This window comes from Streptomyces sp. NBC_00727 (assembly GCF_045161745.1).
In the GTDB taxonomy this organism is placed as follows: domain Bacteria; phylum Actinomycetota; class Actinomycetes; order Streptomycetales; family Streptomycetaceae; genus Streptomyces.
The window spans coordinates 148,234-170,504 of record NZ_CP108982.1 but is presented as its reverse complement, the minus strand read 5'-3'; the positions used below and the strand labels follow the sequence as shown (position 1 = coordinate 170,504).

Genomic DNA, 22,271 nt, shown 5'->3' with positions numbered 1-22,271 from the left:
CGGCGCCCGGACCCTGTTGCGGTCCGGGCGCCGTCGCGTGTGCGGCGGGTCGGGTCAGCCGGCCCGCCGTATGACGCTCACGCCTTCCCGCACGGTGAGCACGCTCTGCCGCACCCGGGGGTCGGCCGCGACGTGTGCGTTGAACGCGCGCATCGCGACGGTGTCGGGCTGCTGGTCCCGCTCGTTGGCGACGCCGCCGAACTGGAGGACGTTGTCGGCCAGGATCAGCCCGTGGGGGGACAGCTTCGGCAGCACCGCCTCGTAGTAGTCGATGTACCCGGGTTTATCGGCGTCGACGAAGACCAGGTCGAAGGGGCCGGGCAGGTCCCCGACCGAGGCCAGGGCCGGTCCCTCCCACAGGTGGATCCGCCCGGCCCAGGGGGAGGCCGCGAAGTGCTTGCGCGCGATCGAGGCGTGCAGCGGGCTCAGTTCGCAGGTGTGGAGTTCGGCGTCGTCCGGCATCGTCTGGGCCATGCAGAGCGCGGAGTAGCCGGTGAAGGTGCCGATCTCCAGGATGCGGCGGGGCCGCAGGGCGGACACCAGGGAGGCCAGGAACTCCCCCTCCAGGCTCCCCACCATCATCGCCGGCAGTTCCGTCTCGGCCTCCGTGTCGGTGACCAGGTCGGCCAGCCAAGGCGGCGCGGGAGAGGACAGCTCCTCGGCGTACTTGTCCACGACGGGTCGTACGATCATTCCCGGTTCCTTCCCGCGGGGTCGGTGTCGGTCTGCCCGCGCCCTCCGCGCAGCCGCGCGGCCAGCCAGTGCGTCAGCTCCTCGTGGGCGGGGTCGCGCAGGTAGAAGTGGCCACCCGGGAACGCCTTCAGCTCGGTCCGCTCCGTGGTGGCCCCGGCCCATGCCTCGGCGTCGGGCGTCTCGACCTCGGGGTCCTCGGTGCCGTAACAGACACTCACCGGCACCGACATGTCCCGGCCCGTGCCGGGGCGGTAGGTGCCCACCAGCCGGTAGTCGGCGCGGAGCATCGGCAGGGTCATCTCGCGCAGGCCGGGCAGCTCCAGCAGCCGCGCGTCGGTGCCGCCGAGCCGGCACACGTCGTTCCACAGCCGTTCGTCGTCCAGGTGCTTGTCGTCCGGGCGCTGCCGGGCCGGTCCCGGCCGACCGGAGACGATCAGCCGTTCCGGCAGCGCTTCGCCCGCCGCGCCGAGGAGCAGGGTGACCTCGTGCGCGACGGAGGCGCCCATGCTGTGCCCGAAGAACCACACCGGCCTGTCGTCCAGCTGGGTCAGCGACTTGGCCAGCGGCTCCGCCAGGCCGGGCATGTCGGTGCAGCAGGGCTCGCCGATGCGGTCCTCCCTGCCCGGGTACTGCACCACCATGCCCTCGACGTCCTCGGGCAGGTCGCGGGTGAGCCGGCGGTAGAAGCTCGCCGCTCCGCCGCCGTGCGGGAAGAACACGAGGCGCCGTGCGGCCCCGGGCCGGGGGAAGTAGCAGCGCAGCCACGAATTCGGGACACCGGTGCTCATGGGGCCTCCCGCAGGTCCGAGGCGGCGAGGAGTTCCGGGGGTGCCTTCGGGTGACGCAGGCGCACCGGCCCGCAGGCCTCGCTCACGCTCATCGCCAGCTTCGCCAGGGCCATGTGGTACTGCACGTGCCCCCGGCTGTCGGCGTGCGAGCGGGCATCCTCCCAGGTCGCCGCGATGGCCCGGGCCGTGGCCTGGGGCCACAGGTCGCGCAGCACCTCCCGGTACGAGGCGCCCTCCGCCGGTCCCAGGTGCTCCACGCTCGGCGCCTCCAGATGCGGGGCGGCGGAGTCGCCGAAGCGCACCAGGTCCCGCATGTCGCCTGGCATGTGGGGGCGCATGCTCCACTGCACAGGGCCGTGGGTGTTGGCGAGGGTGAGGTGTCCGCCGTCCGTGCCGAGGGTGATGCGGTGGAAGAGGTGACTGTAGTTGTCCGGGTCGGAGGGCACCAGCTCGTTCTGGAGCCGGAAGGACATCGGGACACCGGCGAAGCGGCCGGTCAGGCTCCGGTACGGCGCCTCCGGCGTCTCCGCGAGCACCCCGTCGACGCCGTGCGGACGGATCGACCCGAGCACCCGGCCCAGGATGTCGAAGACCGTGTAGAGCACCTGGAAGGCGCAGGTGACGTCGAGGAAGAGCGGCTGCTGCCGGGCGACCAGATCGCGGGCGGCGCCGATGAACCGGCGCACCGGCTCGACGTGCGGGTAGTGCGTGTTCAGCCGGAACACCACTCCGGACGCGGTGGCGGCGCGCAGGCACTGGGCCAACTCGTCCGGATGCAGCGGGTGTTCCTGTAATACGTGCACACCGCGACGCATCAGCTCCTGGGAGATCCGGGGTCCGGGGCCGCCGTTCATCACCCCGCCGATCACCACGCAGGCGAGATCGATGCCGTCGGGCACCTCCTCGACCGTGTTCCACAGCGGTACGCCGTAGTGGGCGGCGCAGGCGCGGCTGCGGGCGCTTCCGGACGCGAGGATGCCGGCCAGCTCGAAGTCGAAGGCCGCCCGTTCGAAGGCCGCCAGGTAGGCACGGCCGAAACCGGTGCCGGCCACCAGGACGCGCGGGCGGGTCACAGCTCTCCCTCCTCCATGGCACGGTCCGCGAGGATCGGCCGGTCGAGGAGCTCCAGCAGCTCGACCGCGGGCTCGGCCCGCAGGGCGGCGAGCACGGTCCCGGCGTCGAGAACGTCGGAGCCGAAGTGCACGCCCGGCTCCGTCCCGCCGTCGAGCACCGCCAGGACGGCCAGCGCGGCGGCGAGCCCGGTCAGCGCGTAGGTGTCGCCGGCGCGCAGGACCAGGCTGCGGGTGGCCGGCCGGCCGGCGTCGTCGGTGCCGGACACCTCGAACAGCATGAGCTGGAAGGGGTCGCGGCCGAACAGGTCGAGCGCCGCCGCGCGGGTGAGTTCCCCGGCCGCCTCGGCGAGGGCGGACTCGCCGCGCATCGCTCCCTGGAGCCTGCTCAGGCAGTTCATCATGTGCGCGCCGCCCTCGAAGACGTTGTACCAGTCGATCTCCGTGAGCCCGGTGATCTCGGGGAGCCTGGCGGACTCGAAGCTCAGGTACGGGTAGACGTCCACCCGGCCCCGCGCGTAGGCCAGTTCGACGCCGGTACGCGGCTCCAGTTCGCGTTCCACGCGGATGCCGCCCCTGATCGCGCCGCGGGCCTCCCCGTACGCGCCGCCCATGGACAGCAGGTAGTCGGCGGCCCCGGCCGGGGTGAGCCGGTCCATCGTGCCGATGTAGGCCGTCAGCCGTCGCGGGTGGCTCAGGGTGGAGCACAGATGGCGCGGGAGCAGACCGGTCAGGCCCGGCTGCATGCCCGCCGTGATGACCGCGGTGCCGGTGAAGGTGCCCGGCCGGGTCAGCGCCTCCAGGAGGGGTTCGTCACCGCCCGGGTCGACGTAGTCGGCGCCGGCCGCCGCCGCGGCCCAGGCCACCCGGTCGAGGACCTGGTAGGAGGGGCCCGCGCAGTTGAGGACGGTCCGCGCGCCGCGGCAGAAGGCCGCCAGCGACCGGCCGTCGTACAGGTCCACCTCGGCCGCCTCGCCGCGCAGCCCGGACTTGGCCAGCAGGGTCTCGGCCCGCTCTCGGTCGCGCCCGCCGAGCCGTACGACGGCGTCCGGCATGCGGTCGGCGATGACTCGTACGGCGGCCTCGCCGACGGCACCGTAGGCGCCGACCACCGCGACCGCGGGGGTGCTGTACTCGCTCACGCGTCCTCCTCGTCGGGCAGGTCGATCACCTCGGAGGTGACCAGGTCACGGCAGGTGAAGTGGTCGCCGGGCACGGTCCGCCGCACGAGTCCGCCCACGCAGACCGACTCCCACAGGGCGGTCATGTCGGCGGCCATCGCGGGCCAGAGGGGGGATTCCTCCTCGTGGACCAGCAGCCGGGCCTCCCCGGTGTACAGGCCGGGGTCGTGGGCGGCGACGGCGGCGGCCAGCGCCCGGCCGCGCGCGAGGCGTTCGGCGAGTTCCTCCGCACCGGTCCCCACGGTCGCGGCGAGGGCGGCCAGCCTGTCCTCGCGCGGGCGCGCGGCGAGTGCGGCGGCCGTCTCGCCGACGGCCCGCAGCCGAGGCTCGTCGCGGCCCGCCAGCCCGGCCAGCGCGCCGGGCGGTATGTCGCCGGCGGGGGCCAGCTCGGCGAGCGCCGGCCCTAGGGCGGACGCGTCCGGGTAGCCGAGGGCGGCCGGGTCCTGCCCGCGGTTCAGGCAGAACAGCGCCTCCTCCAGGAGGTCGTCGCGGACGGTGGCGGGCAGCGGGTAGCTGCTCAGCACGGTCAGCCCGCACACCGGGGTGCCGAGTTCGGTCAGCTGCTGGGCGACGGCGAGCGCGAGCACACCTCCGCTGTGGGCACCGGCCAGGTGGAACGGCCCCGGGCTCAGCACCTTCAGCCGTGCCACGATCTCCTGCGCCACGTCGTCCAGGCTCTGCCCCCCGGTCACCTGTACCGGCGGTACCACCACCACCGGGTCGCGGGTCCCGAGGCCGGCGGCGAGCCGTTCCCCGTTGCCGCCGAGGTCGTCGCCGACCAGGACGTGCACCGGGTTGCCGAGTGCGTCCGCCGTGCCGGTCAGCACCAGTTCGTCACCGGCGCCGCCGTCCTCGGCCGTCTCCTGGCCCTGCTGGAGGAACGCGGACAGCTCGCCCACCGACGCGCCGCCCAGCAGCTCGCGCAGCAGCTCGTCGAAGAAGACGTCGGCCGCGGCCGGCACCTGTGCGCGCAGCGCGGTCACGAGTTGGGCGGCGAGGAGCGAGTCCCCGCCCAGCGCGTAGAAGTTGGCGTCGAGCGGTATGTCCGTCTCGCGGAGCACTTCCGCGTACACGGCGGCGACGGCCTGTTCCAGTTCGCCGGCTTCGCGGGCGTCCTCCCCGGCGGCCGTGGCGCCCGCCGTGCCGTGTTCCCCGGCCCACCGGGCCAGGGTGGCGCGGTCGATCTTGCCGTTGTCGGTCAGGGGCAGTGCGTCCAGCACCTCGAAGCGCGACGGGATCATCTCCGCCGGGAGCCGTTCGGCCAGCCGCCGGGACAGTTCCCCGGTGTCGAGCGGCTCGCGGTCGGTCTTGAAGCGGGCCGCGAAGACGTGCATCCCGATGCGCGCCAGCTCGTCCTCCGGTGCCGGGACGCACAGCTCCAGGTCGGCGCCGGCCTCGGCGAGCAGGTCGTACCACTGCCCTCGGCCGATGAAGGTCTGGTCCTTGCCGTGGCGCACGTCCTGGAAATCCCCGGCGGTGGCGTCGAAGAGGAACTCCATCGAGGTGAGGATCTGGTAGTTGTCGCGGGTCGTCTCGATGAAGACCAGCCATCCGCCGGGCACCAGCGCCTCGCGCATGCGGCGCAGGACCGCGCGGGCGTCCTTGGCGTAGTGCATGACGTTGCCGCACAGGATGACGTCCACCGAGTTCGGCCTGACGCCCTGTTCGCGGTACGGCTCGTTGAAGTCGAAGAGCGCGTAGTCCACCCAGGGGTGTTCGGCGAACCGCTCGCCGGCCTTGTTGAGGAAGAACTGCGAGACGTCGCTGAAGGTGTAGCGGACGTTCTCGCCGTCCAGCGCCGGGATGGTGTCGACGCTGGTGCCGCCGACGCCCGCGCCGACCTCGAGTACGCGCAGCGGGCGGTCCGAGGTGTTGCGCCGGGCCACGCCCCGCACGGTGGAGGTGGCCAGCCGGTTGAGGTAGCGGGAGAGGAAGCCCTCCATGTAGGCGGCCTCGTGGATGCTCAGGTCCCCCTCGGGGAAGAGCATCCGCAGCGGGTCGCGCTCGTCGCGCATCAGCTCCGGCAGGTGGGTGGCCGCGAGCTTGAAGTAGTCCACCAGCTCGGGGCGGTCGTTGGCCTCCGGCAGCAGCCGGTCGACCTCGCGCCACGCCTGTTCCACGTCCTCGGGGGTCACCAGGCGCAGACAGCCGAAGGTGCCGTCCGCTGCCCGGTCCAGGTAACCGTTCTCCACGCAGGCGGCCAGCCAGCGGCGCACCAGCCGCTCGTGCCGGGGCGCCACCCTGGCCAGCCGCATGATCTCGGAGGTGCTGTGCCGCGTCGCGGTGTCCGGCCACACGCCTTCCCGGCGCAGGACGTCGACCATGCGGCGCAGCGCCGCGTCGTCGAGCACGGCCGCGAACTCGACCACCTTCGCCACGTCCACGCCGTCGCGGATCTCGTCGGCGGCGGCCAGCACCTCGGGGACCAGCTCCGTGTCCACGGCGCGGCCGGCCGGGTCGGCGGGTGCGGGCGAGACGAAGGCGACCAGCCTGCGGTCGTTGCGCTCGCCCTGCGTGGCCACCGCCACCGCGTCGACCTGCGGATCGGCGGCCAACGCCGATTCCACCTCGGCCAGTTCGATGCGGTGGCCGCGGATCTTGACCTGCCGGTCGTCGCGGCCGATGAACTCCAGGGTGCCGTCGGGCAGGTAGCGGGCGAGGTCGCCGGTGCGGTACACCCGCTCCCCGTCCGGCAGTGCGAAGAAGCTCGCCGCGGTCTTCTCCGGGTCGCCGAGATAGCCCTTGGCGAGTCCGGCGCCGACGATGTACAGGTCGCCCACGACGAGGTCGGGGCAGGGCCGCAGAAACGCGTCGAGCACCTGGAAGCGCTGGTTCTCCAGCGGGGTGCCGTACGGGATGCTCGCGGCCGCCGGGTCGACCTCGCCGATCGGGTGGAACACCGACCAGATCGACGCCTCGGTCGCCCCGCCGAGGCTGTACAGCTCCACCCGGGGCAGCCGGGCGCGGATGCCGTCCGGGAGCGTCACGGGTATCCAGTCGCCGGACATCAGGCCGAGGCGCACGCTCGCGCAGTCGCGGCCGTCACCGCGCAGGTACTCCTCCAGCAGCATCATCTGGGCGGGCACCGTGTTCAGGACCGTCACCCCGTGGCCGGTGATCAGTTCGGCCCAGTGCGAGGGGTCGCTGCGCCGCGCCGGGTCGGGCAGCACCAGGGTGCCGCCCCGGCCGAGGACGCCGAAGACGTCGAAGACCGACAGGTCGAAGCCGAGGCTCGACAGGCCCAGCGCCACGTCGTCGTCGCCGATCGCGAACCTGCGGCACACGTCGTCCAGGGTGTTGACCGCCGCGCGGTGGCTGATCTCCACGCCCTTCGGCTCGCCCGTCGAGCCCGAGGTGAAGATGACGTACGCCGAGTCGTCCGGGGAGACCACGACCTCGTCGAAGTCGGCCGTGGACAGGCCGTCCACGTCGATGCGTCCGACTCCTTCGGGCAGTTCGGCGGTGACCGCGCTGTGCGCGACCACCAGGCCGATCCCGGCGGACTCGATGATCCTGTTGCGCCGGGCGTCGGGCTGGCTCGCCTCGACCGGCACGTAGGTGCCGCCGGCCAGCAGGACCCCGAGCGCGGCGGCGACCTGCTCCCAGCCCTTCTCCAGCACGACCGCGACCCGCTGGTGGGGCCGGTGGCCCCGCGCGGTGAGGGCGGCGGCCACGGCGGCGGCCCGGCCGGTGAGCGTCGCGTGGTCGACGCTCCCGCGGTGGTCGGTCACCGCGGGGGCGCCGGGGGTCCGGGCCGCCGTGTCGAGCAGCGCCCGGTGCAGCAGCGCGTCGCTCAGGGGCCGGTCCGTGCCGTTGACGGCGGCGCGCCGGCGCTCCTGGTGGGCGGGCAGGGCGAGCGGGTCGCCCTCCCACGCGTCGTCCCCGTCCGCGAGGCGGTGCAGGAGGTCGCGGAACGCGGCGAACATGTCGTCGAGGACCGGCTGCGGCACGGTGTCGTCCCGTACGTCCCAGTTGACGAGCAGCGCGCCGCCCGCCTCCATCGCCTGGCAGTCCACCCAGACCTGCGGCGTCTGGCTGATGCCGTTGCGAATGCGGGAGCGCATCATGCCCTGTGGGGCGAGGCCGTCGGAGAGGCCGATGGCGCTGGTGAACACCACCGGCATCAGCGAACCCTGCTGGCCCCGGCGGCGGGTCAGCTCGCGCAGCACCTCCACGCCCGAGAAGAGGCGGTGGTCGAGGTCCTCGAAGAGCTGCTCGCCCGCCCGGCGGGCACGCCCGGCGAAGGTGCCGGCGCAGCCGCCGTCGACGGCCAGCAGCTCGACGGAGGTGAAGTCGCCGACGACGTCGCCCACGTCCGGGTGCAGCGGGAGCCTGCTGAGCACCGTCACGTCGAGCGTGAACCGGGGGCTGCGGCTCCAGCGGCCGATCACTTCGGCGTACGCGGCCATCACGGCCGTCGAGGCGGAGATCCGCTGCTTCCCGGCACGGTTCTTGAGCGCCGACCACCGCGCGGGCTCCAGCTCCAGTTCGCGCCGGGTGAATCCGGCCGCGCCCTGCCGGCTGGGCCGGTCGGTCAGGGGCAGCTCCGGGGCGGGCGGCAGACTGTCCAGCCGCGCCGTCCAGTAGTCGCGGTCGCGTTCGTACGCGGGCCCCTGGCGCACCGCCCGTTCGGCCCGGAGGTAGTCGCGGAAGGTGATCCCGGGGGCCGGGAGGGCGGCGTCCGGGTCCTCGTAGAACCGGCCCAGCTCGTCCAGCAGCCGGTAGATGCTGACGTAGTCCGCGATCAGGAAGTCGATGGAGAAGTGCAGGACGGCCCGGTCGGCGAGCTCGGTGACCTCCAGCGAGTACAGCGGGCATTCGGTGACGTCCTTGGACTCCGCCGACAGCCGGCCGCGGACCTCGCGGAGGATCCCGTCGCCCGCTGCCGGGGGCAGCGCGGTCGCGTCGTGCCACGGGATGACGGGGGCGGGCGCGTCCTTCAGTACCCGCTGGAAGCCGTCGTAGTCGATGACCACGCGCAGCATCTCGTGCCGGTCGACCACGCGCTGCCAGGCGGGCAGCAGCCGGTCGCGTTCCAGCGCGGGGAACTCCAGCTCGCCGTAGGCGTGGCAGGGGACCGAGCCGTACTCGAAGGCGCCCCGGCGGCCCAGCAGGTAGGCCGACTGGACCTCGGTGAGCGGAAACGGCTCGTGGGCCGCGTCGGGGTCGGGCCGCACCTGCTGCGGGCTGCGCTCGCGCAGGACCCGCAGCACGTCCTCCCGGGAGCCGGAGAGCAGGGCACGGCGCTCGGGCGTCATGACCCCTTCCGGGCCGCGGAAGCGGAGTCTGCCCTCGTCCTCCCACAGATGCAGTCCGGCCTGTTCGAGTTCGCTGATGATGTCGGCGGCGGTCACAGAACACCTTCTTCCAGTCGGACGGAGGCTTGGCGCGGGTGGCTGCCGGAGATCTCGGCGTCGAGGACGGCGGCGATCCCGGCGATGGTCGGATGGTTGAACAGCTGGCGCAGCGTCAGCTCCACGCCGAAGCGCGTGGTGAACTGCTGGATCATCCGGGTGGCGGTGAGGCTGTCACCGCCGAGGCCGAAGAAGTCGTCACCGCGGCCCGCCCCGGGCGCCTCCAGCAGTTCGGCCCACACCTCGGCCACCGCGCGTTCGGTGTCCCCGCGCGGACGGTCGTCCACCCCGGGTTCGCGCGCCGTGTGACGCAGTCCGTACGTCCGCGCGACGGCGGCGCGGTCGACCTTGGCGTTCGCGTTCAGCGGCAGCCGCTCGACGACGGTGAGGTGTTCGGGGAGCATGTGGGCGGGCAGCCGCTCGGCCAGCGCGGCCAGCAGCTTCCCCGCCGCAGCGGGTTCCGCGCCCCGCTCCGGGGTGGCGACGGCGGCCAGGCGGTGCACGCCCGCGCTGACGTCGACCCAGGCCACCGCCCCCGCCACACCGGGCAGTTCGCGCAGCCCGGTCTCGATCTCGCCCAGTTCGATCCGGTGGCCGCGCACCTTCACCTGGTGGTCGCGCCGGCCCAGGAACTCCAGCGCCCCCGAGGGGTGGTAGCGGCCGAGGTCGCCGGTGCGGTACCACCTCTCGCCCCCGGCGGTGACGAAGGAGGCGGCGGTGCGGTCCGGGTCGCCGCGGTAGCCGAGCGCCACACCGGAGCCCCCGATCCACAGCTCGCCGGGCACGAAGTCGGGCCGGTCCCGGCCGTGCGGGTCGACCACGCGGAAGCGCTGGTTGCCCAGCGGGCGCCCGTACGGGACGGACACCCAGGCGGGGTCGACGGCGGTCACTTCGTGGGCGTTCGACCAGATCGACGCCTCGGTGGCGCCGCCCATGGCGACGAGCAGGGCGTTCGGGGCGTCGGCCCGCAGCCGGTCGCAGAGGTCGAGGCCGACCCAGTCGCCGGAGACGATCGCCACCCGCAGCGCGGGCAGGCTCACGCCCGACTCGCAGGCCACCAGCAGCATGTCGAGCAGGGTGGGAACCGTGTTCCACACGGTGACCCCGTGTTCGGCGGCGAGCCGGGCCCAGACGGCCGCCTCACGCCGGACGTCCTCGGTGAGGGTCACCACGGTGCCGCCCACCGCGAGCAGTCCGAACAGGTCGTAGACGGACAGGTCGAAGTCGAGGGCCGAGACCTGGAGGGCCACGTCGGCGGGCCCCACGCCGTGGCGGGCGTTGACGTCGTCGATGGTGTTGGCGGCGGCCTCGTGGGTGATCTCCACCCCCTTGGGCTCGCCGGTGGAGCCCGACGTGTAGATGACGTACGCGAGCTGTCCGGGGTCGACGGACACCGGTTCCGCGAGTGGTACGGCCGCCGACGCCTCGGCCACCGGCACCGGCCGCACCGCACCGTCCCAGTCCCCGCCGGACGCCGGGCGGTCCGCGACGAGGGCGAGCCGTGCCCCCGCGGACCGCACGATCCGGTTGCGGCGCGCGGCCGGCTGCTCCACTCCCACCGGTACGTACGCGCATCCGGCGGCCAGGACACCGAGTACCGCGACGACCTGGTCGGGACCCTTCGGCAGCGAGACGACGACGGTCTCGCCCGGCCGCGCACCGAGCGACACGAGGTGTCCGGCGACGGTGAGCACCCGCCCGGCCAGTTCGGCGTAGGTCATGGCCTCGCCGGACGGGGTGCGCACCGCCACGGCACCGGGGGTGCGGCGGGCGATGCCGAGGACCGGCTCGTGCAGCGTGCGCGCGACACGGGGCACGGCGGTGGCGTTCGCCTCGGCTCGGACGGCCGCCTGCGTTTCGGGCAGGGCGATCGGCGGGGCCGGGCGGGACCAGTCGCTGTCGGCGAGCGCCACCAGCAGCCGGCGCATCGCCTCCAGGGCCGCCGGGATCACCCCGGGGCTGTAGAGGCCCTCGACGTGGTCCCAGTTGACACTGAGCCCGCCGTCGCGCTCGACCACTTGGCAGTCCAGGGCGACCTGGGGGCTCTGGGAGAGTCCGCGGCGCAGCTCACCGAAGCCGAAGGTGAGGTCCTTGAAGCCGGCGCTCACCCCGAGCGTGGAGGTGAACACCACCGGCATGAGCATCTGCCCGCCCCCGGAGCGCCTGGCCAGTTGCTGGAGTACCCAGGTGGCGGAGACGTTCCGGTGCTCGATGCCCTGCCACGCCTGCTCCTGCAGCCGGCGCACCGTGTCGGCCCAGGAGCGGCCGGGACTGCTGTGGTGGCCGAGCAGCAGCAGCGAGGTGAAGTCGCCGACCACCTGGTTCACCTGGGGGTGCACGTCCTGCCGGTCGAAGACCGTCAGGTTGAGCGTGGTCGAGGTCTCGGCGCTCCACACCGCCAGCACCTCGGCGAAGGCCGCCGCCACGACCATCGACGCGGTCAGCGCCTCGTCGGCCGTGCGGCGGCGGAGCTTCTCCCAGGTCGCCGCGTCGATGCGGAACTCGTCGCGTGTGAACCGCGGCCGGTCGACGCGCTCGGGGTCCAGGGCCGTGGGCAGAGCCGGAGCGGGGGGCAGCTCCTCGATCGCCTCCAGCCAGTACGCCTCGTCCCGTGCCTTCGCGGCGGGGTCGGTGCGCTGGGCGAGCAGGTAGTCGCGGAAGGACAGCTCCAGTGGCGGGAGTTCCCGGCCGGGGTCGGCGTAGAGCGTGTTGAGCTCGGTGAAGATGGTCATGATCGACAGCGCGTCGAGCACCACGTAGTCGAAGCCCACCCCGAACACCGTGCGCCCGTCGTCGCGTTGCACGGCGCGCACGTCGAACAGCGGCCACGAGGTCACGTCGAGCACCTGCTGCGCCATGTCCCCGAGCGCCGTGACCGCCTCCTCGTGGCCGGCCTCGGTGGTGCGGGTGACCGTGAACCGGTAGTACGGCACCTCGGGCAGGATGCGCTGGCCGCCGTCGCCGTCCAGCACGGCGCGCAGCATCTCGTGCCGTCGCACCAGCGTGTTCCAGGCGGCCTCCAGCCGGTCCAGGTCGACCCGGTCGCTCTCGAACTCCCAGTACCAGTACGAGGCGACGCCCCCGAGGACGAAGTCGGGGTCGCGGCCCAGCCAGTAGGCGCGCTGCACGTCGGTGAGCGGGAAGGGCTCGTACCGGCGTTCCGGGTCGGCCGGGACCGTACCGGGGACGCGGGCCTCGGTGCGCGTCAGCGTCCCGGCGAAGCCGCTCACCGTGGGATGGGTGAACAGATCGCCGAGCCGGGCCTCGTACTCGTGCCGGCCCAGGGCCGCCAGGAGACGGGTGGCCTGGAGGCTGTCACCGCCGATGTGGAAGAAGTTGGCGGCGCGGCCGAGGGGCCCGCAGCCGAGGAGGTCCGCCCACAGCGCGGCGACCGTTTCCTCCGCCGCGCCGCACGGGGCGTCCGACACTCCGGCGGACAGCCGCTCCCCCACTTCCGCCGCCAGCAGCCGCGCCGCCCGCGCGCGGTCCACCTTGCCGTTGCGGCTCAGCGGCAGCTCGCCGACGGCGACCGCACGGGCGGGGACCATGTACGGGGGCACCTGCCGGGCGGCGGTGGCCAGTACGGCCTCCGTGTCGACCGTGCCCGGGGTGACCAGGGCGTACAGCGCTCCGCCGTGCTCGGCGACCGGCATCACCACGGCGTCGCGCACCCCGGGGTGCAGGCTCAGCGCCCGCTCGGCCTCGCCGAGTTCGATCCGGTAGCCGTTCACCTTGACCTGGAGGTCGGCGCGGCCGAGGAACTCGATCACGGCCCCGGGCCGGTAGCGGGCCCGGTCGCCGGTCCGGTACCAGCGCACGCCGTCCGCCTCGACGAACTTCGCGGCGGACAGCTCCGGTGCGCCCACGTATCCCCGGGCCACCCCGGCGCCGCCGATCCACAGCTCCCCGGCGACCCAGTCGGGGCGGTCGCCGCCGTACTCGTCGGCGATCCGGCAGCACTGGTTGGGCAGCGGCACGTTGTACGGGATCGAGGCCCAGGAGGGGTCCACCTCCGTGACCTCCTGGACGGTCGAGTGGATCGCGGTCTCCGTGGTGCCGCCCAGGACCACGACCACGCTGTCCGCGCGCAGCGCGTGCACCCGGTCCGGCAGGTCGAGCCCCGCCCAGTCGCCGCCGAGCAGCTGGAGCCGGAACGGCCAGCCGCCCGGCTCCGGCCGCGAGGACGCCGTGGTCAGCGCCATGTCGAGCAGGGCGGGCACGCAGTTGAGGACGGTGGCCCGGTGCTCGGCTGCCCTGCGCAGCCAGGTTGCCGGGGAGCGCCGCTCCTCGTCGTCGACCAGCACGAGCGCGCCGCCGCGGGTGAGCGGGCCGAAGATGTCGTAGACGGAGAGGTCGAAGTCGAGCGCCGACAGGCACAGGGTGCGGTCGGCCGGGCCCATCCCGTAGCGCTCGTTCAACGCGGCCACCGTGTTGTGGGCCGCCGCGTGGGTCAGCTCCACGCCCTTCGGTTCCCCGGTCGAGCCGGACGTGAAGATCACATAGGCGGGGGCGTCCGGCGAGACGTCCACCGGGCGGTCCAGCGAGGGCAGCGCGCGCTCGGTGGCGCACGCGACATCGATGTGCGGGACCGCTCCGCCGGCCGCCGCGCCGGCGGTCACCACGCACCGGGCGCCGGACACCGACTCCACGGTGCGCCGCCGCGCCTCGGGCTGTTCCGTCCCCACCGGCACGTACGCCGCGCCCAGCGCGTGCACGGCCAGCACCGCGACCACCTGGTCGACGCCCTTGGGCAGGGTGATCACGACCCGGTCGCCCGCGGTGACACCGGCGGTGCGCAGGGCATGGGCCAGCCGCAGGGCCCGCTCGGCCAGCTCCCCGTACGTCAGCATCCGGCTGTCGCCCCAGAGCGCCGCCGGCGCCCCGCCTCGCTCGCCTGCACGCCGGAAGAACTCCTGGTGCAGCGGCCGGCGGGGCAGGTCCGCGCGGGTGTCGTTGGCGCTGCGGCGGGCCTGGAGCTGCGGGGCGGGCGGGCGTACCGGCAGGCTCTCCCACCAGGCACTGGGCTGCGACGCCAGGAGCCGCACCCGGTCGACGAAGGCCCCGAACATCGCCTCGGGCACCTCGGCCTCGAAAAGGTTCTCCGCAGTCTCCCAGTTGATCAGCATGCCGTCGTCGAGCTCGGTCAGCTGCACGTCGATCCACACACCCGACGTCTGCGAGCTCATCCACACCGGGGCGCCGAGCACCGCGCGGGTCGCGCCGTCGAACAGCTCGCCGAGGCTGAGCGCGCTGGTGAACACGGCGCCCGCCCGCCGGTTCGCCCCGGCGGTGGTCCTGGCGAGGTCGCGCAGCACCGAGGTACCGCCGTACGCCGCGTGTGCGGCGTCGTGCCGGTACTGCTCCTGCACCGTCCGGGCCCGCTCGGCGAAGGGGCTGCGCATGTCCGGCGCCACCTGGAGCAGCAGCAGGTCGGTGAAGTCCCCGACGATCCGGCCGGCCTCCGGGTGCACCGGGATGCGGTTCAGCACCGGCAGGTTGAGCAGGAACTCCGGGTCCTCGCTCCAGGCCGCGAGGACGTCCGCGTAGGCGGCGGCGACGGCCATCGACACCGTCAGTCCGTTGCTGCGCGCGTGCTGGGAGAGCCGTTCGTAGGTCTCCGGCGCCAGCCAGGCGTGCCGCCGGACGGTGTCCACCCGCTCGACACTCTCCGGCCGGGCGGCCAGCGGCAGGCAGGGTGCCTCGGGCAGGTCCTCGGCGCGGTCGCGCCAGTAGGAGACGTCCTCCGGGCGGGGCTCCCGGCCGTGCTCGTCGACCAGGCGGCGGTACTCGGGGAAGGTCAGTGCGGCCGGTCCGGGTGCGGCGGCCGGGTCCTCGTAGCAGCGGGCCAGGTCGCCGACGACGATCCGGAAGCTCGACGCGTCGCAGACGACCATGTCGATGTCGAGGAAGAGCCGGCCCTTCCCGGCCGGAAGCAGCGCCAGCCGCACATCGAGCCCGCCGCGCTCGGAGAGCGGCAGCGTCTGCTGCGAGAGGGTCGCGCGCAGCCGCGCGAGGCGCTGTTCGCGCTCGGCCCCCTCCAGCCCCCGCAGGTCGACGACCTCGTCCAGACCCCGGCATTCCGGCAGAATCCGCTGGCCGCCCTCCGTCACGACCGCCCGCAGCATGGGGTGCCTGCGGCGCACCGCGGCCACCGCGCCGTCCCAGCGCGCGGCGTCGGCGGTGACGTCGAACTCGAAGTAGAAGTGCGAGCCGGTATTGAGCGGCATGCCCGGCTGACGGCCCGACCAGTAGGCGTGCTGCATCGGGGCCAGCGGGAACTCCTGCGTCCCGACGTCCGTGTCCCCTTCCGCCTCCGCGCGCGGACCCGAGCCGTTGTCGGCCCCGGACAGCAGCACGGCCCAGGCCCGGACGGTGGGCTCCTCCACGAGGTCGCCGAAGGTGACTTCGACACCGGCCTCCTGCCAGGAGGCCGCGAGGTTCATCATCCCGAGGGAATCCAGGCCGAGCGTGACGAGGTCCTCGTCCGGCCCGATCTCCGCGACCGGTATTTCCAGCAGCGCGGCAACGGTCTCGCGGATCTCCTCGGTGGACAGCGCGCGTCCAGTCGTCACCTCACTGGTCATCGTGGCCTCCCATGCGCTGCCGGGGACGCGCCCCGGCGTGGTCGGTGTGGGGCTCCGCGCCGCGGGCGGCGGTCGTGCAGATGTCCACGTACGCGGCGAGCAGCGACTCGGCGAATTCCGGGGTGAACCGGTCGGGGTTGTAGAACAGCAGCACCCGGACCGTGTCCCGATCGGGCACGGCGACCAGCTCCAGTTCGAAGCGGGTGGCGACGTCGTCGGGCACCAGGACCTCGATGTCCAGACCGCCGGCCCGGGTGGAGTACACCGGGTCCGCCATCATCTGGAACACCACGTCGTCGAGCCTGCGTTCGGTGTCGCCCGGACTGATCGGCAGCATCTGGAACGGCAGCGCCTGGTGGACGAACGCTTCCATCACCGTGCCGTGCGTGGCCCGCAGCTGCGCCGCGAAGTCGCCGTCGGCGAGCCGGGTCCGCAGCAGCACCATGTTGGCCAGGAACCCCACGGTGCGCCGGTGCTCGGCGCCGCGATTGGCGAACAGGGTCGCCACCGCCAGGTCCTCGGCGCCGCTGAGCGACTTCAGGGCCCGGTAGTACGCGGTGAGCAGGGCGACGAACATCGTCGACCGCTCCCGCTTGGCGAGGGCGCCCAGCGCGGCGACCGTCGGCGCGTCCAGGACGTGCTGCACGAGCCTGGTGTCGCGCGGCGCGCCCGCGGTGGCCGGGCGCATCGGCAGCGGGGGCAGCGTAAGGTCCTTCAGCCGCTCGCTCCAGAAGGCCCGCAGCCGCTTCCCGGAGGGTCCGGCCAGGGCCTCGCGCTGCTCCTCGGCGAACCGCGAATACGCGAGGGCGTCGCCGCAGGGCTTCCCCTCCAGCGCGGCGCACAGGTCCTCGAAGATCACGTTGCAGGACCACGAGTCGGTCACCATGTGGTGCATGTTGAGGCAGAGCACGTGGTGGTCCTCGGCGAGCCGCCACAGGGTGATGCGCACGGCGCACTCGGTGGCGTCGATGCGGGTGCCCAGTTCCGCGGCCACCTCCCGGTCGGCACACGTCTCGGGATCGGGCTCACCGCTCAGGTCCACCTCGCGCACCGGTGGTGACACGGCCGGGTGCACCAGCGCCTTGAGGCGGCGGCCCCCACCGGTGAAGGTGCTGCGCAGCGCCTCGTGCCGGGAGAGCACCTGGGCGATCGCTTCCCGGAGCCGGTCGTGGTCGAGCGGGCCACGCAGCCGGCACAGCACCGGGCAGTTGAGCGCGCCCTCCTCGCCCCGGTAGCGGTCGAGGAACCACAGCAGCGTCTGGCCCACGGACGGGCGGATCTCGGTGGCTGTCACGTCCGGCAACGTAACGCCGGCCGTCGTCAGGGCCGTCGCCGCTGAAAGAAAGCTGAGAGGACCTTCGGATTCCTTTCCGGCGGTACGGGCCCGCCGCCCGCCCGCGTCAGGGTGGAGCTCCCTGTGTCGCGCGCGGCGCCCTCGCGGGGCGCCGGACCGATCCGGCGGCACCGTCACACAGGAGGTCGCTCGATGCCAGCCAACCCTTTCGAAGACCCCGCCACGGGATACCGGGTCCTGTGCAACGAGCGCGGCCAGCGGTCGCTGTGGCCCGCCCGGCTTCCCGTCCCGGACGGCTGGCGGGTGGAGCTGTCCGAGACCTCCCTCGACAACGCCCGCGCCCACGTCGAACGCGTCTGGCCGGACGTGCGCCCCGCCCCGTCGGCGGCCGCCGCGCCCGGCACGGCCGGGACCCTTCCCGTGCTCTTCGAGCGGGTGGTGGCCGGACACCGGAACCTGCCGGCGGTCGAGAGCGGGTGCACCGCACTCACGTACGGCGAACTGGCGGCCCGCGTCAACCGGCTGGCCCGGCGGCTGATCGCCGACGGTCTCGGGCCCGGCGACCTCGTCGGGATCTGCGTACCCCGCGGCACCGACCAGGTGACGGCGGCGCTCGCCGTGACGACCGCCGGGGCGGGCTACGTCCCGCTGGACCCCGGTTACCCCGCGGAGCTGCTGCACCGCATGGCGGCCGACTCGGGGCTGCGGACCCTGCTGTACACCGGCCGTCCGCCGGTGCGCGTGAGCGGACTGGAGACCCTCGACCTGGCCGCCCCCGACCCCGATTCCCGCCCGGACCGGCCGGTCACCGACGAGGAGCGGCGACGGCCGCTGCGCGTCGAGGACACCGCGTACGTCATCTACACCTCCGGCTCCACCGGAACGCCCAAGGGTGTGGTGGTCCCGCACGCGGGCATGGCGGCGCTCGCCGAGACGCAGCGCCGCTGGATCGGCCCCGGGCCCGGCGACCGGGTCCTCCAGTGGGCCTCGTTCAACTTCGACGCCGGGTTCTGGGACCTGACGCTGGCCCTGCTGTCGGGGGCGACCCTGGTGCTCACCGACGACCGCGCGGTGCTGCCGGGCGAGGAGCTGCGCCGTACGCTGATCGACCGGCGGATCAGCCACGCGGTGCTGCCGCCGGTCGCACTGACCGCCACCGACCCGGACGGTGTACTGCCCGGCGGGGTGGTGCTCTCCACCGGCGACTCCTGTACCCAGGCACTGGTGGCCAGGTGGGCGCCCGGCAGGCGCATGTTCAACGGGTACGGGCCCACCGAGATGACCGTCGGGGTGACCATGGCGGGCCCGGTGCGGCCGGGTGAGCCGGTCAGCATCGGGGAGCCGTGGCCCGGCAACGAGGTCCGGGTCCTCGACGTGGACCTGAAGCCGTGTCAGCCCGGCGAGGACGGCGAGCTGTACCTGGTGGGCGAGGGCGAGGCTCTCGGCTACCTCAACCGGCCCGCCCTGACCGCGGAGCGCTTCGTCGCGGACCCGTACGGCCGCCCCGGGAGCCGGATGTACCGCTCCGGCGACCTCGGCCACCAGGACAAGGACGGGACGCTGTACTTTGCGGGCCGCGCCGACCGCCAGGTCAAGCTGCGCGGCTTCCGGGTCGAACTGGGCGAGGTCGAGGCGGCGTTGGAGTCGTGCGAGGGGGTCAGGATCGCCGCGGTGGTGGTGGCCGGCGAGGTGGACTCGGCGCGTCTCGTCGCTTTCGCGGTGCCCGGCGCGGACCCGGCCGACGGTCTCGCGGAGGAGCTGCGCGGGCGGCTCGCGGCACGGCTGCCCGCGCACATGGTGCCCTCGCGCGTCGAGGTGGTGGACGCCCTGCCGATGACCAGCAACGGCAAGATCGACCGGCGTGACCTGGAGCGGCGTGCGGCCGTGCGCGCCGCCACGCCGGCCGCCGCCGTCGACCTGTCCGACCCGGTGGCCGCGCTGTGCGCGCTGACCGCCCGGATACTCGGGGTGCCCGTGATCGCTCCGGACGACAACTTCTTCGACCAGGGCGGCCATTCGGTCCTGGCGGTGCGGCTCGCCAAGGCCGTACGCGACGAGTGGGGAAGGGACCTGCCGGTGCGCGCCGTCTTCGAGCGGTCCACCATGGCGGAGCTGGCCGGACTGCTGACCTCGGACTGAACCACGACGGAGCACGGGCCGGGAACGGCGTGCGCCGGCCCGTGAGCCCGTACGGCCCGCGCCGGTCCGGCGCGGGTGGCCGGGAAGCCGGCGGGCGGACGCGGTCAGTCGAGCCGCAGACGCAGGGCGCTGTGGCCGAACAGGAAGGTGGAGTAGACGCGCGGCGGTTCCGCCAGAATCTCGATCCGTTCCACGCGGCGTACCAGCGAGTCGAGCACGGCGGACAGCTCGAGCCGCCCCAGGAAGGCGCCCAGGCAGAAGTGGGGGCCGTGTCCGAGGGCGAGGTGCGGGTTGTGCTCCCTGCCGACGTCGAACTCGCGGGGCCGCTCGAAGACTTCGGGGTCGTTGTTGGCGGAGGTGTTCCACAGGGTGACGATGTCGCCCGCCGCCACCTCGGCGTCCCCGATCCGCAGCCCGGCGGTGGCCGTGCGGGCGAAGTGCATGGCCGGGGTCACCCAGCGCAGTACCTCCTCCACCGCGGACCGCACCGCCACCTCACCGGTGCGCAGCCGACGCCACTGCTCCTCGTGGGTGCCCAGCGCGTGCAGGGCCCCGATCGTGGTCACCCGCGTGGACTCGTCGCCCCCCAGGATCAGGCTGTAGCAGTTGAGGGCGAGATCGTCCTCCGTCATCGGCTCGCCCTCCACCCGGGCCCCGGCGAGCATGCTGATGACGTCCTCGCCGGGGCGGCGCCGGCGCTCGCGGACGACGTCCACGAAGTACGAAAGGATCTCGTTGCGGGCCTCCAGCGCGTCGAACGGGTCGTCCTCGGCGCTCTCCGACGACAGGGCGCGCTTGTTCCAGCCCAGCAGAGCGGGCCGGTCGGCGGCGGGCAGCTCCAGCAGGTCGCAGACCGTGTTGAGCGGCAGGTGCTCCGCGATGTCCCGGGCGGCGTCGGCCTCTCCCCCACCGGCCACCGCGGCCACCAGGGTGTCGGCCCGCTGCCGCACCGCCTGCTCCACCTGCCCGAGCACCCGTGGCGAGAAGGCACGCAGCATCGCCCGGCGCAGCTCGCGGTGGCGGGGCCGGTCCATCACCGCCAGCATCCGCCCGCCGGCCGAATCGCCGCCGCCCAGCAGGACGTCCAGCACCGTCCCTCGGGCCGAGCTCAGCCGGGCGGCGTCCTTGTAGCAAGCCTGGACGTCACGGTGCCGGGCCACCGCCCAGAACCCGGGGCGCCCGTCCGCGGGCGGATGCCAGCTCACCGGGTCGTCGCGCCGCATCCGGTCCCAGTACGCGTACGGGTCGTGCTCGATGAACGCCGCCGGGTCGGTGAGGTCGAGAACCGCACCGGAGGTGTCGTCGTCCGGGCCGTCGCAAACGGCGCCGCGGGCGGAGGAGACCACCAGGAGACTCCTTTCGGCCCGGGCCCCGGGCCTGCGCGAAGGGCCGGCATGGGCAGCGGGCCGCTACGGAAGTGCTCGTATCCGGCCTCGATCCTCGCCCTTCGCGCCCACGCCCCGGGCGGCGCTGAATGAATGATGAAGGATTCCGCGGCGGTCCCGGGCGGCCGTGCGATTCTCGCTTCCGAGGCGGAGAAGGGGGATTCGGCCATGGGCGTGCACCGCGGATCAGTGCGCACGGTGGCACACACGGAACGCCCCGCGCTCCGGTTGCTCGGGCTGCCGCACTCGGGTGGCCGCGCGGAGAACTTCGCCGCCTGGCGAAACGCGCTCCCGGCTGCCTTCCCCGGCACCGCCGTCGAGCTGTGCGCCGCGCAGTACCCCGGGCACGGCGACCGGCTGACGGAGCCGCCGGCGGAGGACGTCGGCGCGATGGCCGAGGAGATCGTGGCCGACCTGGCCCGGCTGCCACCGGCGGACCTGCTGCTCTTCGGCCACAGCTTCGGCTCGGCCGTCGCCTGCGAGGTGGCCCGGCGCTGTCCGGGGGCGGGCCTCGACCTCGTCCTCCTCGTCGCGTCCGGCGCCTGGGCCCCCGGGGACCCGGCCCGGACCCCCCGCGACGAACACCTGCTGCCCGACGAGGAGTTGTGGGAGCGTCTCGTCGCCCTCGGCGGCATCGACCCCGACGTCGCAGCGCAGACCGAGCTGCGCGACCTGCTGCTTCCCGCGATGCGGGCGGACATCGCCGCGCACGAGCGCTACCTCTCCTGCCGGGACCCGGTCGGGCTCGACTGCGACGTACACGTCTGCATCGCCCGGGGAGATCCCCTGGTGCCGGGCCCGGCCGGCCGCCACTGGGGCCGGCTCACCACCGGCAGCACGAGCCTCACCCTCGTCCCCGGAAGCCACTTCCACGTCTTCGACGATCCCGCGCCGCTGCTGGCGGACCTGGCGCGGCGGATTCCCGTACACACGAGAAGGAGGCGGTCGGGCACATGAGCAGTCCCTGGGCAGGCCTGCGGCTGGTCGTCACCGGCGGCGGTTCGGGCATCGGTGCCGCCGTGGTCACCCGCGCGGCCGGGCTGGGCGCCGACGTCCTGGCGGTCGGACGACGGGCCGACCGGCTCGCGGAGGTCACGGAGAAGGCACGTGCCGAGGGCGCGGGCACCGCGGTGCCGTACGCCGTGGACATCACCGCCCCCGACGCCTCCGAGCGGATCGCGGAGCGCGCCGCAGAGGTGCTCGGCGGCGTCGACGCCCTGGTCAACAACGCCGGGCACGCGGTCTTCGACCGTCTCGAGAACGCCGCCGAGGCGGATCTGAGAAAGATGATCGACACCAATCTGGTGGCTCCCGCCCTGCTCATCCGGGCCCTGCTGCCCCTGCTGCGCGCCAGTCGGGGCTGTGTGGTCAACGTGTCGTCCGTCGGCGGGGTCCTCGCGATGCCGGGCCGGTCGTTCTACGGGGCCGGCAAGGCCGCGCTGAACTCCCTGACCAGGTCGCTCGCCGTGGAGCTGGCCCCCGAGGTACGGGTGAACGCCGTGCTGCCCGGACCGGTCGACACGGGCCTGTGGGACCTGGCGGCGGGCGGGGACGCGGACGCCCTGCGCGACAACATCGTGGCCGGCACCCCCTTGAGACGTTTCGGCCTGGCGCATGAGGTGGCGGCCTGGGTGTGCCATCTCGTCGACCCCGAGACCTCGTCCTGGGTCACCGGCTCCCTGGTGTCCGTGGACGGCGGGCGCACGGCCTGAGCCAGGCCCCGCAGCACCACCCGGCCTGCCCGACCCGGCCGGCCCAGCCCCCAGCGGAAAGGCATGTCCAG

11 protein-coding genes are annotated in these 22,271 nt (G+C 73.8%); 3 read left to right on the top strand and 8 right to left on the bottom strand.

Features of this window, described 5'->3' with window-relative positions:
* Positions 1-54: 54 nt before the first annotated feature.
* From OG242_RS32645 to OG242_RS32615, 7 genes are read right to left on the bottom strand one after another with little or no spacing between them, the layout of a single operon-like run.
* Complete coding sequence (locus OG242_RS32645; protein ID WP_331739087.1) at positions 55-693, bottom strand: O-methyltransferase; 639 nt, start codon at positions 691-693, stop codon at positions 55-57.
* A complete protein-coding gene (locus OG242_RS32640; protein WP_331739085.1) occupies positions 690-1,481 on the bottom strand; it encodes an alpha/beta fold hydrolase in 792 nt (263 codons plus the stop codon). Before OG242_RS32640 ends, OG242_RS32645 begins: the two co-directional genes overlap by 4 nt.
* Complete coding sequence (locus tag OG242_RS32635) at positions 1,478-2,554, bottom strand: Gfo/Idh/MocA family oxidoreductase (RefSeq protein WP_331739083.1); 1,077 nt, start codon at positions 2,552-2,554, stop codon at positions 1,478-1,480. Before OG242_RS32635 ends, OG242_RS32640 begins: the two co-directional genes overlap by 4 nt.
* Positions 2,551-3,693 carry a saccharopine dehydrogenase NADP-binding domain-containing protein gene (locus tag OG242_RS32630; RefSeq protein WP_331739081.1) on the bottom strand — a complete coding sequence of 381 codons (1,143 nt, stop codon included), beginning with the start codon at positions 3,691-3,693 and terminating at the stop codon, positions 2,551-2,553. The genes OG242_RS32635 and OG242_RS32630 overlap by 4 nt, the downstream gene beginning before the upstream one ends.
* Positions 3,690-9,086: an amino acid adenylation domain-containing protein gene (locus OG242_RS32625; protein ID WP_331739079.1), complete on the bottom strand. Its 5,397-nt coding sequence runs from the start codon at positions 9,084-9,086 to the stop codon at positions 3,690-3,692. Before OG242_RS32625 ends, OG242_RS32630 begins: the two co-directional genes overlap by 4 nt.
* Positions 9,083-15,670 (bottom strand): amino acid adenylation domain-containing protein, encoded by a 6,588-nt coding sequence (locus OG242_RS32620; RefSeq protein ID WP_331739077.1) that lies wholly within the window; start codon positions 15,668-15,670, stop codon positions 9,083-9,085. The genes OG242_RS32625 and OG242_RS32620 overlap by 4 nt, the downstream gene beginning before the upstream one ends.
* Positions 15,660-16,964, bottom strand: coding sequence for a condensation domain-containing protein (locus OG242_RS32615; RefSeq protein WP_331739075.1), 1,305 nt, complete (start codon positions 16,962-16,964; stop codon positions 15,660-15,662). The genes OG242_RS32620 and OG242_RS32615 overlap by 11 nt, the downstream gene beginning before the upstream one ends.
* A 192-nt stretch (positions 16,965-17,156) precedes the next feature.
* Here OG242_RS32615 and OG242_RS32610 point away from each other — a divergent pair, with 192 nt between their 5' ends.
* Positions 17,157-19,103, top strand: a complete 1,947-nt coding sequence (locus OG242_RS32610; protein ID WP_331739073.1) for an amino acid adenylation domain-containing protein — start codon at positions 17,157-17,159, stop codon at positions 19,101-19,103.
* A gap of 104 nt (positions 19,104-19,207) precedes the next feature.
* Here OG242_RS32610 and OG242_RS32605 read toward each other — a convergent pair whose 3' ends face one another.
* Positions 19,208-20,449, bottom strand: a complete 1,242-nt coding sequence (locus OG242_RS32605; protein ID WP_331739071.1) for a cytochrome P450 — start codon at positions 20,447-20,449, stop codon at positions 19,208-19,210.
* Between the two features lie 237 nt (positions 20,450-20,686).
* On the opposite strand from OG242_RS32605, the gene OG242_RS32600 reads away from it, so the two are divergent.
* On the top strand, positions 20,687-21,445 hold the full coding sequence (locus tag OG242_RS32600; protein WP_405901800.1) for a thioesterase II family protein: 759 nt from the start codon (positions 20,687-20,689) through the stop codon (positions 21,443-21,445).
* Positions 21,442-22,200, top strand: coding sequence for an SDR family oxidoreductase (locus tag OG242_RS32595; protein ID WP_331739067.1), 759 nt, complete (start codon positions 21,442-21,444; stop codon positions 22,198-22,200). The genes OG242_RS32600 and OG242_RS32595 overlap by 4 nt, the downstream gene beginning before the upstream one ends.
* Positions 22,201-22,271 lie beyond the last annotated feature (71 nt).

Coding starts and splice junctions, on each gene's coding strand:
- OG242_RS32645 (WP_331739087.1), bottom strand. CDS start 693: ATGATCGTACGACCCGTCGTGGACAAGTACGCCGAGGAGCTGTCCTCT.
- OG242_RS32640 (WP_331739085.1), bottom strand. CDS start 1,481: ATGAGCACCGGTGTCCCGAATTCGTGGCTGCGCTGCTACTTCCCCCGG.
- OG242_RS32620 (WP_331739077.1), bottom strand. CDS start 15,670: ATGACCAGTGAGGTGACGACTGGACGCGCGCTGTCCACCGAGGAGATC.
- OG242_RS32610 (WP_331739073.1), top strand. CDS start 17,157: ATGCCAGCCAACCCTTTCGAAGACCCCGCCACGGGATACCGGGTCCTG.
- OG242_RS32595 (WP_331739067.1), top strand. CDS start 21,442: ATGAGCAGTCCCTGGGCAGGCCTGCGGCTGGTCGTCACCGGCGGCGGT.